1 pseudogene is annotated in these 840 nt (G+C 55.8%); it reads right to left on the reverse strand.

What is annotated here, in order from left to right:
• Window positions 1–139: 139 nt before the first annotated feature.
• Window positions 140–840: pseudogene (locus tag MOMUL_RS15200) on the reverse strand (hypothetical protein); the annotation flags it as partial.

Below are 840 nucleotides of genomic sequence, written 5' to 3' on the forward strand. Positions count from 1 at the left end.
GTCGGCCAGGGTCTCCCAGGAGGCTTGCGGGTGGCTGCTGCCTCCCGGGCTGGCGGCAGGATGTCCGGCAGCAGGGAAAAGCATTAACCCTGCAAGGAAGAGCCAGAATATTATTTTTTTCACCACCGCTTTCTCCTCCTTATTTCTCCCCTGGCTCTGGTATCAGGCGTACCTTGATTTTCGGGTTGCTTTCGTCGAATATGATGGGCACTTTCCTGACCTCCGGCACCCACACCTTGATCTTTTCCGTCCGGTATCTAGGTACCAGTTTGGTCACTAAAGGGTAGTAAGAGGCATAGTTGCTATCCGTGCTCGGCGGACCGCCTTCGGCTATGGTATACGTTTTTTCCACCTTGTTGTTGTCGTAGGTGGTTTCTGATACCAGGCTGCCGTCGGCGGCAAGCCTGAACTGGCCCGGGTCCCAGGTCCCATCGTCTTCATAAAAGAGATTAACCGTGGCTATATAGGTTTTAGGGCTGCTGGAGCCAGAGTTGGATTTACTTTCCCATGTCAGGCTGCCGCCGGGCTCGAAGTAAGCGTACCTGGAATCGATCAGATGATATCCTGTATCCTTGACGTATATCCGCAGCTGGGCATACCCTCCAACATCGAAGTTGGAGCGGAAATGGGCCCTGACAGTGTATTCCGTATTCTGAAAAAGGCTATCCCCCATCATGTTGCCATTGCTGTTGTATAAGTTTATGCTGCTCGCAATCAGGTCGCCGGAAGGACCGCCGGGTTCTTCGCCGCCATCATCGCCCCCGCCGGTGTTACCGCCGCCCGGAGGATTTCCCCCGCCGCTTCCACCGCCGCCGCTGTCAGGGGGTTCGGCCCCGCTCA

The organism is Moorella mulderi DSM 14980 (assembly GCF_001594015.1).
Taxonomy (GTDB): domain Bacteria; phylum Bacillota; class DSM-521; order Neomoorellales; family Neomoorellaceae; genus Neomoorella; species Neomoorella mulderi.